This is a genomic window from Neobacillus sp. SM06 (assembly GCF_050496765.1).
Classification (GTDB): Bacteria; Bacillota; Bacilli; order Bacillales; family Cytobacillaceae; genus JAEVLT01.
This window is the reverse complement of the sequence record NZ_JBNWEO010000021.1, coordinates 21498-33902: the sequence shown is the minus strand read 5'-3', so window position 1 is coordinate 33902 and position 12405 is coordinate 21498. Positions and strand designations below refer to the sequence as shown.

Below are 12405 nucleotides of genomic sequence, written 5' to 3'. Positions count from 1 at the left end.
AAAAGTAATATATTTAATGAAACAATTACTAATGTTGTTATATATATAGATAATTGTTTTGATAATAAAATATGTTTCCATTTATCTTGTACGGATCTTATTTTAATCGTTTTATATCTAAAATCATAAGTTCCTACATAAATTCCATACATAGTAAAAATAAATGGAAAAAATAAAAATGTCATCCATTCCAAGGTAAGTGTAATTGATTTTTTAGGTTGGGAGATATATATTGATGTTACAACATTATCATAGTCATATCTTAAAACATTATCGATAGTCGCAACTTCACCACCATTTGTTTTTTTTAGTTGCACATTGGACTTTTGCTTAAGTGCTTCTTCGATGCTAATTCCATCACTTACAAATTCAGCTCTGGTTTTCAAGAATTGACTGTAATAATCTTGAGCTTCTTTCATTTGTAAATACAAATTCCATAACGAGAAGAAAAGAATCACAATAAATGTAAGAAGCAATACACGAGAAAAATATTGGTAAGTAAGCTCTTTTTTAATATTGCTTCGCATAATTTGTGTAAATATCACCCAAATCAATTCCTTTCTTCCTAAAATCTTTCAGTTCGTACATTGTTCCTTGCTTTATAATAAATAATTCATCAATAATCTCGGCGTAAAATTCAAACTGGTGTCCAGTTGCAATAATGGTCATTTTTTTCGACCATTCTTTTAAGGTGCGTTTTAAATCAGTCATAGTTTCGTAGTCTAAACCATTTGATACTTCATCCATAAACAAATATTTAGGTTGTGACAGTTCCGCTATTACTAAACTTATTTTTTTTCTTTGTCCATAGGAATAGGATTTTACCTTTGTCTTTAACTGTTCCTCTGAAAAATATTTCAAGGCTGCATTTTTAATTTCTTTTTTGTTTATTTCTTTGTTTGACAAAAGTTCAATATTTTTAAAGCCAGATAAATTTAGATAAAGAGGAGAGTCATCATAAATAACGTGAATAGACTTTCTGATTTCATCGAATGTTTTTCCATCATACAAAACAATGCCCTTATATTTTTCTAATTTCAAGAGACACTTTAGTAGTGTTGTTTTTCCGACACCATTTTCTCCCATAATAAATGATATTTTATTTTCCTTCAATTTAATATTTAGTTTTTCTAAAACTAAATTGTCTTTATAAGATTTTGTTAAATTAATAAGTTCAATCATACTTCACCTTCTTTTGGACTTTCTTGGGAAAGAAAAGTCCCCAATCCCTTTCAGGGACTCTCCTTTAATCCTTTTAATTAATGCTGTAAGAACCATTTGCCTTTATGGCAAAATAATCAATGAAATCTGAGCTGTAGAGATTGACATCTCCCCAAGGTGTAGGAACTCCAGCTGAAATTGTTTTCGAACCTCTGTACTTCCTCAGACTGGTTGAAGTGTAATACTTTGTAATTCCGTTGGTTCTAACAATGTTAGGAAAAATCCATCCGGCTGATTGCCAAGCAGAACTTGATGAAATGCTAGAACCATTGTAATACCACTCAACAAAGTCTTTTGACCAAGCTAAAGATGAACCTCTGTAGAAAGTGATTCGGTTACTGGCTGCCGATGCATCAGAAATCAGTACACCAAATAAAATAGAGAATACCGCTGAAAAAACTACTAAAAGGCGTTTGGTTTTCTTAATTTTGTTCACCCCCTTTCTTTTGTTTGAATTTTCATAACTAAATAAATAATAAGGTTTTGTCCAAAATTTTGTCTATCCTTTTTTGTAAAAAAATCTAAAAAAATATTAATTTACCATTTAATAATTACTCTTTTTACTGTTTTTTCACTAAGGCTCTAAAAAAGGGCTTACGGGTATTACAGACAGAAAAATCGTTTTTTAAGCAATTAGCTTGAGTGTTTTTAACTTTTTTTCATTCGATTTTTGTTACAATCAAGTAGAAGGTTGATGGATTATAGGAAGTGGCCATGGATGAATGAGATGTATCCGAAAAAAGGTAGAGTCGTCTTACATGTTGATATGAACAGTTTTTACGCTTCTGTTGAAATGGCATATGATCCCTCTTTAAAAGGAAAGCCGCTTGCGATTGCCGGAAATGTTGAGGAACGCAGGGGAATCATTGTGACATGCAGTTATGAAGCGCGAAAGTTTGGCGTGAAAACAACAATGCCGCTTTGGGAAGCAAAGAAGCTATGCCCACAGTTAATTGTGAAGCCTCCGAATTTTGACCGGTACCGGGCTGCATCACTTGGAATGTTTGAACTACTGAGACAGTATACTCATTTGGTGGAGCCCGTTTCAATTGACGAAGGGTATCTTGATATAACCGAAAGCTTTGAACTTGGAGCACCGCTTCAAATCGCTGAGAGTATTCAGAAGCGTATTTTGAATGAACTGGATTTGCCCTGCAGCATTGGCGTGGCACCGAATAAATTTTTAGCAAAAATGGCTTCTGATATGAAAAAGCCGCTTGGCATCACCGTGCTCCGCAAACGGGATATAGAGAAGGTACTTTGGCCATTATCTGCTGCTGAAATGCACGGTGTCGGCAAAAAAACGGCGAGTAAGCTAGAAGAAATCGGAATCCTTACTATTGGAGATGTAGCAAATGGGAATGAAATTCAACTCAAAGCACTGCTCGGTATCAACGGGATCCGCTTAAAGGAACGAGCCAATGGAATCGATTATCGGCCAGTAGACCCGGAGTCTGTTTCTGATTTTAAAAGCATCGGCAATTCAACGACCTTGCCAAAAGATATTGCCAATCAACAGGAATTATTTTCGATCTTGGATTCGCTAGCCGACAAGGTTTCAACGCGCCTAAAACGGAAAAATGTTCTTGCAACCACGCTTGGGATTACGATTCGTTACAAAAATCGCAAAACGATTACGAGAAGTAAAAAGCTGGATAACGCGATCAGCCGAAAAGAAGAGATCGGTGAGTTGGCTAAGAAACTGCTTCTTAAGCATTGGAGCGGTGATCCTGTCCGGCTTTTGGGAATCACCGGTTTTGATCTTGTTGATCAGGAGCATGCTTTCAAACAGCTTGATTTGTTTTCATTTGAACAAGAAGCTCAGAAAGAACCATTATATAAAGCGATGTCCGAACTCCGGACGAAATATGGAAAAAATATTATTGAAACAGCAGGCTTGCATCAAGTCGATCCGGGGTACCGCATCGGAACGGAAACAAGCTTCAATAAAGATTTTTTGCGATCGTTTCCGAAACAGACAGATCACAAAGAAGAATGAAAACTAACAAAAGCACATGTAAATGCTACATGTGCTTTTGTTATTATTTCCCTTGGCAATTGTCCACATCAAGATCGGTTACAGGCCACCAGAAGAAGCCGTCTTTTTCCAAAAGTTCATCTGCCGCTTTCGGACCCATCGAACCCGATTCATAGTTCGGGAAGTTCTCTTTGCTTTTTTCCCAGACAGCTGAAATTTTGTCGACAAAATTCCAAGAGTAGGCAACTTCATCCCAATGTGTGAAGTTCGTTGCGTCACCGCGCATGCAATCGTAAAGGAGCTTTTCATATCCTTCAGGCGTATTCATTGCATTTACTCCACTGTTTGCAAAGCTCAGCTTTACTTCTTGTGCATCCAAATGTCCGCCTGCTTTTTTTGCATTTAAATGCAACGTAATGCCCTCTTCAGGCTGAATATGAATGACTAGAAGGTTCGGGTTCAATTCTTTTTCCGTCTGATAGTAAAGATTCATTGGAATATCTTTAAATTGAACGACAATTTTTGTTGATTTCGTCGTCATTCTTTTTCCTGTACGAATGTAAAACGGAACTCCGGCCCAGCGGAAGTTGTCAATCATGACTTTTCCAGCCACAAAGGTTTCCGTATTTGATTCCTTGTCAACCATTGGTTCATCGCGATAGGCGGGTACTTGTTTGCCATCGATTGTCCCCTCGCCATATTGACCCCGGACAAAATAATTATGGACATCTTCGCCTTCAACGTTTCGAACAGCGCGGAACACTCTTACTTTTTCCGCACGAATTTCGTCGGTTGTCAGTTTGATTGGCGGTTCCATCGCAAGCAAGGCGACCATTTGCATCATATGGTTTTGCAACATGTCCCTTAGTGCTCCACTTGTTTCATAATAGCGGCCGCGTTCTTCGACTCCAAGAGTTTCGCTTGAAGTGATTTGAATATTTGAAATATAGCGGTTGTTCCATAGTGGTTCAAAAATGGCGTTGGCAAACCGGATTACTTCGATATTGCGAACCATTTCTTTCCCTAAATAGTGATCAATCCGGTACACTTCATCCTCAGAAAATGCCGTGCGGATTTGCTCGTTCAGTTCTTTTGCCGAAGCCAGATCATGGCCAAATGGCTTTTCGATCACAAGCCGCTTGAAGCCTTTCACATCGGTTAGGCCGTCTGATTTTAAATGCAAGGCGATTGTTCCAAAAAATTCAGGTGCCATTGCTAGATAAAAGATCCGGTTTCCTCCTAAATGGTAATGTTCATCAAGCTCATTGGCCATTGTTTTCAACGTTTGGTACGAACTTGAATTTGTAACATCATGTGAATGATAATAAAAATGGGAAGCAAATTCATCGATTCGCTCGTCTTTTCCTAAAGCCGATTGAACGGAGTCTTTTACCGACTGCTGAAACTCATCGTTCGAAAGAGGTCGTCTCGCCACCCCAACTACGGCAAATTGTTCAGACAATCGTCCTCTCTCAAATAAGCGATAAAGAGAAGGAAAAAGTTTGCGTTTAGCTAAATCTCCGGTTGCCCCGAATATCATAATTAATGAAGTCATATTTTCAGTTTGACTCACGATTAAAGACCTCTTTTCAAGTAGATTCTTATGTAGCAAAAATAAAGACGTTTTAATTTGCCTTACAAATACAAAATTTTAGCCGTTTCCTATAGATTTCGCAAATATAATGCAATACATGTACAAAAATGCGATTATCAACAAGCGGGTGATGTCCGTACTAGTGGCGAAACAGCGATTAAAGCAACTTATGGTATAGTAGAAATAGCTGCAGACGAAAGGAGTTTTTCTGGTGGATATTTTTTTCTTGGGAACAGGTGCGGGAGTTCCGGCAAAACTGCGCAATGTTACATCCATTGCCCTTAAATTATTGGAAGAGCGGGGGGCAATTTGGCTGTTTGATGTTGGCGAAGCGACCCAGCACCAAATTTTACATACGTCGATTAAGCCGCGCCGAATTGAAAAAATTTTTATTACCCACCTTCACGGAGATCATCTATATGGACTTCCCGGTTTGTTGTCAAGCCGTTCGTTTCAAGGCGGCGAGAGCGAGGTCACTTTATATGGCCCAAAAGGGATTGAAGAATATATAAAGGTGAGCCTCTCAATTAGCCAGACTTATTTAAAATATCCTTTAAAAATTGTCGAAATCGAAGAAGGCGTCATTTTTGCCGATGATCAATTCAGCGTAGAGACTCGGCTGCTCGATCATGGCATCCTATCATATGGATATCGAATTGTCGAAAAGGACAAGCCGGGAGTGCTGCTTGCAGAAAAGTTACAGAAAGCGGGCATTCAACCTGGACCCATTTATAAAAAAATTAAAAACGAAGAACCTGTTGTGTTGGACGATGGCACGGTGATTGAGCCGAGCGAGTTTCTCGGACCTAAGCAAAAAGGACGGATTGTGACGATTCTTGGTGACACCCGCTTTTGCCAAAATGCAGTCGCTTTAGCAAAAGGCGCCGATTTGCTGATCCATGAAGCGACGTTTGCAAAAAGTGAAGGAAAACTCGCGCACGATTATTTTCATTCAACCACCCATCAAGCCGCTGAAATTGCCAAACTGGCGGGCAGTAAAGCGCTCTGTCTGACGCATATCAGTTCCCGCTATGATCGCAGCTTCTTGACAAAATTAGTGAATGAAGCGAAAGAGGTTTTCCCTCATACAGATATTGCAGAAGATTTTAAAGAAATATCGATACTATAAAATGAAAAAGCACTTGTGATCCTTATAAGTGCTTTTTCATTTACGCCAATACCCCTTTTTTAAACCACATTGAACTTTTTTTATAGAGTCTTAAAGCATACTTTCCAATATAAAACGCAATCACATTGCCGGCAAGAACGAGCGGGTACATTGCCCACGATACGGGCGGTGTGATGGCTAAGCCTGATACGGAAAAGAACTCCAAAAGGCTAAAATACGCCAAACCGGCGAGAATGCTTGAAAGTACTGTAACTTTCCGACTAAAATACAAGACAAGTGGAATACCGATTGCCATAATCGGGACGAAAGAGGTCGGATAGACAACCAGGTGAAAAATAAACTTTGCCGCATAGCGATAAAGGATGTAGCCTGCAGTCCCCGCAAGCACAATTCGTAAATCCTTTAGCATCTTTGCCATGATTGTCGACAATAAAATGATGACCGAAGAGCCGTAAACAGGATATACCCAATCGGGCACTCCGCCGAAAATTTGCGACTTGGGATCCTTGATTAGCTCGAGAATTTCTTTGGAAGCAATGCTTTGGTGGTGAAGAAATTCATAAAGGGAGATGGCTCCGTTTTCCTGCTGCATGTTAGGAAATAGCAATACTTCGACCATGAAAAAGGCCCAGAAAGTATGCAGGCTTTTCCAAGAAGGCGGTACCGGATGATAGTGATAATAGCCTGTCCAAACTCCGTAAATTATCACGCCCGTCGCTACATAATAAATAAAGTGGGTCGGACTCCAGGTGGTCAAGTCAATGCCCCTTAGTAAATGATACGTAAAATCGAGCGGTATTCCGATAATAAATAGAATATAGCCAATCGTAATCCAAATTTTTGATGAAACAGATAAGTAAAATGGTTTGCGATATTCCTGAAACAGCAAGATACCGCCGAGTATAAAACCCGAAAAATTCACAAGATGCGGGATGGAATATTCTTCGAACAAATATTTAAAATGGTAAGAGGCATCCCAGGAAGAGCCGATCACTTTTAAAAAGAGGGCGATTGCCCATAATTTGTAATAGTTCATGTTGTATCCCCTTTACTTTTACTAAAATGGAGAGATTTTTTTGAAAACGAAACGGGTTTCTGTTCTTTTCTTCCTAGTGTTTACGGTTTCGTCGGTATGGGCTCAGCCATTCTTTGCCCACAACTTAGAAAAACGTGGCAGCAATGGTAGTGTAGAAGCAATGCTGCAGCCTAACAAGCATTTGTCGATTTGGGAGCATATCCTGCTTTACAGCGTCAATGGGTTGCTTCTGTTTTTTTCAATTATCCTTATTAGTATGTTACTTCGCCGAAAAAAACCGGGGAAAATTCTTGTTTTCTTTCTTTTGACACTTGCGATTGGCTATATGATCATTCTTCGCTATGGCAGCATGTCCGACTTACTTGGCTGAATCATCCAGGAATAGTGTAGCACTTACTGGTGATAGTGTGTATTTTTAAAAACGGAAAAAAGGATGGCACGCTGCCATCCTCTAAAGTAGTGATTTCCATCCGCGTTCATATTGCTTCGGCGCTTCGATCTCTACGCCAAGTGCTTTTGCCGCCGTTCGCGGCCAGTAGGGATCGCGAAGCAATTCCCGTCCGAGAAAAACTAAATCCGCTCGATTGTTTTGGATAATTTCTTCTGCCTGGACAGGGGAGGTAATTAAACCAAGGCCGCTTGTATCCATTTCAGCCTCCCGCTTGATTTGCTCAGCAAATTTAACTTGATAACCGGGGTAAGCATGAATATGTGCCGGTACAACCGCACCCGAGCTGACATCGATCAAGTCAACCCCCTGTTCTTTCATCCACTTGGCCATGGGTACATAATCGTTTGGCGTCATTCCGTCTTCATGGTAATCATTCGCAGATATCCGAACAAAAAGCGGTCCATCCCAGACTGTTCTGACAGCCTCAATGATTTCTCTTAGGAAGCGGTAGCGATTTTCAGCCGAACCTCCATACTCGTCTGTCCGTTTATTTGACAGCGAAGATAAAAATTCATTTATTAAGTATCCATGAGCACCATGAAGCTCGATGATATCAAATCCGGCTTTTTTCGCTCTGAGTGCGCCCTGTTTGAAAGCCTCAATTGTTTCATGAATATCGGTTTTTGACATTTCTTTTGGTGCTTTGCTTTTTTCATCAAAAGCAATGGCCGATGGAGCCAGAATTTCTCCTTCCAGTACAGCCTTTCTACCGGCATGGGCGAGCTGGATGCCGGTTTTGGCGCCGTGTTCTTTGATCATATCGACCAGTTCTTTTAGCCCTTCAATATGGTCGTCGCTCCAAATCCCCAAATCCTGCGGAGAAATCCTGCCTTGCGGTGTAACAGCTGTTGCTTCCAAAATAACAAGCCCCACTTGGCCGACTGCCCGCGATACATAATGGGTACGATGCCAATTTTGGATTTTTCCATCTTCATTGTGGCTTGAGTACATACACATCGGCGACATGACAATCCGATTTTTCAAGGTAACGCCCTTAACGGTGTAGGGTGTAAATAATTTAACTGGCATTTCAAACCCTCCTGGATAAAATTTTCACAACTCCAGTATAGCAAAGGAGGCGCAAATTAGAAAAAATCAAGCATGCACTGTCAGGATAGTTGGAACCTTTCAGTTAACTCTTCACCCATTTTACGAGATCTGGCTGCTGCCGCTTTGATGCAAGCGATAAAGGCTTCTTGAACACCATTTTCTTGGAGAATCTGGATACCGGCTTCGGTTGTGCCGCCAGGGCTTGTAACTTCCTTGCGCAATTGGCTTGGTGATTTTTCGGATGTTTTCAGCATTTCCGCTGCTCCGATCAACGTTTGCACGATCAGTTCTTTTGCCATTGCCCGCTCTAAACCAATTTCTGCGGCACTGTTTTCCATTGCTTCCACAAGGTAATAAATATAGGCCGGACCGCTTCCGGAAAGCCCTGTAACAGCGTCAAGGTCGTCTTCGGCAACAAATGCTGTCATGCCAACAGTCGCAAATAATTCGCTAATGATCCGGCTCTGCTGCTCGGTTACCCGCTGATTGACGGCAATCGCTGTCGCTGATTTTCCGACGGCGGCAGATGTATTTGGCATCGCTCTGGCAATCGCAAGCTGCTGATCCGCCAACGTTTCAATTGTCTCGATTGAAACGCCTGCCAATACGGAGATGAGGAGAACATCTTTTGTTAAATAGTCTTTTATTTTAGAAACGGCGGTAGCAGCATCTTTTGGCTTCATGGCTAAAATGACTGCATCCGCCCCTTGAAAAAGCAGGCGTAAGTCATATGTGTAATGAATGCCATATTGCGTTTGTAACAGAGCTAATTTTTTCTCGTTTTGTTGGTTGGTGACCCAAATATCTTTGCCATCCACTAACTGGTTTTCAACTATTCCTGAAATCAGTGCTTCTGCCATGGAACCGGCACCGATGAACACAAGTTTCTTCATGAAAATTTCCTCCTTTTTGGTCTTTTCACCGCGAACGAATTCGTAAAAAAATAAAAGACCCCTCATCCATTAAAGGACGAAAGGTCTAGGCTTCCGCGGTACCACCTTCATTTTCCCTTGTCATCGAAGGGATCACTCAAAGCCGTTAACGCCGGCCGCGTTAGGTTTGCCTAATTGCTCATAAGGTAGGTTCAATGAGGAAGAGGGCAGTGCAGCCTTTCAGCCGGGGGCTTCACTCTCTAATGCCATTTCTCATTTACTGGCCTTACTCATTGCTTTTCATTTCAGTATAAATTTTATTAGTCATTATGCCGGAAATACCAGTTGTCTGTCAAGTGGTAAAAAAACGGAATTTTTCATCTATTTAAATTAAATTATGTGAAAATAATGACAATTGGATAAAAAATCGTTACACTTATCTTTGTAGATCAAATGCAGAAAAATAAAATTATGGAAAGATAATGAATCAAAGGGGTTTTGATTAACATGACAGAATGGAAAAATGGCATTGCTAAGCTTACGGTTCCGACTCCTTATGCAGTTGGCGATGTCAATATGTATGTAATCAAAGGGGATCGCTTAACACTCATTGATGCCGCTGTTAAAACGGAAGATGCCTGGGCAGCCTTTAAGGAACAGCTCGCTTCGCTTCATTTGCGTCCTGAAGACATTGAACAGGTCGTTTTGACACACCATCATCCAGATCATGTGGGTCTGCTTGATTTTATGCCCGATTCAGTCGAACTGTATGGCCATCCATTCACTCAGCGCTGGCTGGATCGGACAGAGGAATTTTTGCATCAGCATGATGCATTTTACGAAAAGTTGTGGGCTGAATGTGGTGTTCCTGCTGAACTTTTTCTAAATCTTTTTTCCATGAAAAAGACGCTCAAATATTCCTGTTCGAATCAGCAGTTGACTGGAACAATTATCGAAGGAGACCGGCCGCCAGGTATGGACGATTGGCTTGTCATTGAAACGCCCGGACACGCGCAAAGCCATATGAGCTTTTTCCGAGAAAAAGACGGGATCATGATTGGCGGCGACCATATATTAGCCCATGTTTCACCGAACCCTTTAATGGAGCCGCCTGTTCCGGGTTCAACGGAAAGACCGAAGCCGATTTTGCAATATCACCGGTCGCTTAAGAAACTGTTTGATTATCCGATTCAATTTGTTTATACAGGGCATGGAGAAGAAGTTTACCAGCTTGCTGAACTGATTGAAAAAAGGATGATGCGTCAGCATGAGCGTGCGATGACGGTAAAAGGCTGGCTCGAACAAGAAGAACTCACAGTCTTTGAAATTTGTAAGCGGCTTTTCCCGACTGTTTATCAAAAAGAATTTGCTTTAACCATGTCAGAGACGGTTGCGCAGCTTGACTATTTATCGTCAATCGGCGAGATTAGTAGTAAAGGGAATCCGCCATATCTTTTTTCGGCAGTGGGGTGATTCCTGGAAAGCCAGCTTTGAGGTGATTAATTCAACCATGGAACAATTAGCAGGTAAAAATATTGTAATTACGGGTGCGTCCGGCGGGATTGGTGCCGAAATCGCCAAACTTTGCGCCGCCCGCGGCGCCAACTTAGTTTTACTGGCAAGAAGCATGGATAAGCTTGAGCAACTGCAAAAACAATTGCAGCAGCGCCACTCGGTCAAGATTGCCGTTTATCAGCTGGATGTCTCGGATACCGAGCAAGTGCGGGCTGTTTTCCCGGAAATTTTTCAAGCATTCGGGCAAGTGGATGTTTTGGTGAACAACGCTGGGTTTGGAATTTTCCGTGCAGCACATGAGGCTGGTATCGAAGAGATGAAAGCGATGTTTAATGTAAATGTCATTGGATTAATGGCATGCACAAGCATGGTGCTGCCCCATATGCGCGAGCGGCGCTTTGGCCACATTATTAATATCGCTTCCCAGGCAGGGAAAATTGCTACACCAAAGTCGAGTGTCTACGCCGCGACAAAGCATGCTGTTCTTGGCTATACGAATGCCTTGAGGATGGAGCTCGCCGATTGCAACGTAAGAGTCACGTCGGTCAACCCAGGGCCAATTGCTACGAACTTTTTTAACATTGCCGATGAAAAGGGCACTTATGTAAAAAATGTCGAGCGGTTTATGCTTCAACCGGAGTATGTTGCGGAAAAAGTGGTCAATGCCATGCTGACAAAGACGCGCGAGATTAATCTTCCGCGCTGGATGAACCTGGGGAGTGTCATTTATACCCTATTTCCAAAGACATTTGAACGCTTGGGAAGGAGAATGTTTAATCAGAAGTAGTGATGGTGCGGGCGTTGCTATTTTTTGTAATGCTCGCCGATCTTGTTTTGAAAAAAGCAGCTGTTACTGTTCAAAAGAATACATAATTCACTCTCAAAAATTTATCTTTTGTAGGGGGGGGAAATGAAAAAATTACCTTCTCCATGACGGTTTAAATGTTTGATGAGTAGAAAATAAAGACTATTACGTGGGGTTATTTATAACTGCGTTTATTTTTTTGCGAATTTCTTTTAAAACTTCAGATTTTGCATGCGTGCGGTGAGCCAGTAGAGCCCGTTTTGACCTGAAAAATAGTCGAAAAGGGCATTAGGGAAACGAGTAATGCCCGTTTTACCCCGAAAAATAGGGGAAACGGGCATTAGGGAAACGAGTAATGCCCATTTTACCCCGAAAAATAGACGAATTGGGCATTAGAGAAACGAGTAATGCCCGTTTTACCTCGAAAAATAGACGAAAAGGGCATTAGGGAAACGAGTAATGCCCGTTTTACCCCGAAAAATAGACGAAAAGGGCATTAGAGAAACGAGTAATGCCCGTTTTACCCCGAAAAATAGGGGAAACGGGCATTAGGGAAACGAGTAATGCCCGTTTTACCCTGAAAAATAGACGAAAAGGGCATTAGGGAAGCGAGTAATGCCCGTGTTACCCCGAAAAATAGACGAAAAGGGCATTAGGGAAACGAGTAATGCCCGTTTTACCCCGAAAAATAGGGGAAACGGGCATTAGGGAAACGAGTAATGCCCGTTTTACCCTGAAAAATAGACGAAAAGGG

General features: G+C 41.3%; 11 protein-coding genes and 1 pseudogene. 5 read left to right on the top strand and 7 right to left on the bottom strand.

What is annotated here, in order from left to right; genetic code table 11:
• The 3 genes and pseudogenes from ACQYAD_RS18225 to ACQYAD_RS18215 all read right to left on the bottom strand — a co-directional run.
• A pseudogene (locus ACQYAD_RS18225) lies at positions 1-545 on the bottom strand (ABC transporter permease); the annotation flags it as partial.
• Positions 511-1182, bottom strand: a complete 672-nt coding sequence (locus tag ACQYAD_RS18220; RefSeq protein ID WP_430240483.1) for an ATP-binding cassette domain-containing protein — start codon at positions 1180-1182, stop codon at positions 511-513. The pseudogene ACQYAD_RS18225 and the gene ACQYAD_RS18220, both read right to left, overlap by 35 nt.
• Positions 1183-1255: 73 nt before the next feature.
• Positions 1256-1657: a hypothetical protein gene (locus ACQYAD_RS18215; RefSeq protein WP_430240482.1), complete on the bottom strand. Its 402-nt coding sequence runs from the start codon at positions 1655-1657 to the stop codon at positions 1256-1258.
• Positions 1658-1939: 282 nt separating this feature from the next.
• On the opposite strand from ACQYAD_RS18215, the gene ACQYAD_RS18210 reads away from it, so the two are divergent.
• Positions 1940-3220, top strand: a complete 1281-nt coding sequence (locus ACQYAD_RS18210) for a DNA polymerase IV (protein WP_430240480.1) — start codon at positions 1940-1942, stop codon at positions 3218-3220.
• 43 nt (positions 3221-3263) lie between these two features.
• Here the strand turns inward: ACQYAD_RS18210 and zwf are convergent, their stop codons facing one another.
• Entirely contained in the window at positions 3264-4754 is a 1491-nt protein-coding gene (zwf, locus tag ACQYAD_RS18205; protein WP_430240487.1) for a glucose-6-phosphate dehydrogenase, read from the bottom strand.
• Between the two features lie 250 nt (positions 4755-5004).
• On the opposite strand from zwf, the gene rnz reads away from it, so the two are divergent.
• Positions 5005-5922 carry a ribonuclease Z gene (gene rnz, locus ACQYAD_RS18200; protein WP_430240478.1) on the top strand — a complete coding sequence of 306 codons (918 nt, stop codon included), beginning with the start codon at positions 5005-5007 and terminating at the stop codon, positions 5920-5922.
• A gap of 40 nt (positions 5923-5962) precedes the next feature.
• Here the strand turns inward: rnz and ACQYAD_RS18195 are convergent, their stop codons facing one another.
• Entirely contained in the window at positions 5963-6958 is a 996-nt protein-coding gene (locus ACQYAD_RS18195) for a hypothetical protein (protein WP_430240476.1), read from the bottom strand.
• Between the two features lie 40 nt (positions 6959-6998).
• On the opposite strand from ACQYAD_RS18195, the gene ACQYAD_RS18190 reads away from it, so the two are divergent.
• Positions 6999-7328: a hypothetical protein gene (locus ACQYAD_RS18190; protein WP_430240474.1), complete on the top strand. Its 330-nt coding sequence runs from the start codon at positions 6999-7001 to the stop codon at positions 7326-7328.
• A gap of 81 nt (positions 7329-7409) precedes the next feature.
• Here ACQYAD_RS18190 and namA read toward each other — a convergent pair whose 3' ends face one another.
• On the bottom strand, positions 7410-8438 hold the full coding sequence (gene namA / locus ACQYAD_RS18185) for an NADPH dehydrogenase NamA (protein WP_430240472.1): 1029 nt from the start codon (positions 8436-8438) through the stop codon (positions 7410-7412).
• 80 nt (positions 8439-8518) lie between these two features.
• Complete coding sequence (gene proC / locus ACQYAD_RS18180; RefSeq protein ID WP_430240470.1) at positions 8519-9352, bottom strand: pyrroline-5-carboxylate reductase; 834 nt, start codon at positions 9350-9352, stop codon at positions 8519-8521.
• A gap of 486 nt (positions 9353-9838) precedes the next feature.
• Here proC and ACQYAD_RS18175 point away from each other — a divergent pair, with 486 nt between their 5' ends.
• Together ACQYAD_RS18175 and ACQYAD_RS18170 are read left to right on the top strand one after the other, a co-directional pair.
• Complete coding sequence (locus tag ACQYAD_RS18175; RefSeq protein WP_430240469.1) at positions 9839-10804, top strand: MBL fold metallo-hydrolase; 966 nt, start codon at positions 9839-9841, stop codon at positions 10802-10804.
• Between the two features lie 37 nt (positions 10805-10841).
• Positions 10842-11633 (top strand): SDR family NAD(P)-dependent oxidoreductase, encoded by a 792-nt coding sequence (locus ACQYAD_RS18170; protein ID WP_430240467.1) that lies wholly within the window; start codon positions 10842-10844, stop codon positions 11631-11633.
• The last annotated feature ends 772 nt before the right edge of the window (positions 11634-12405 follow it).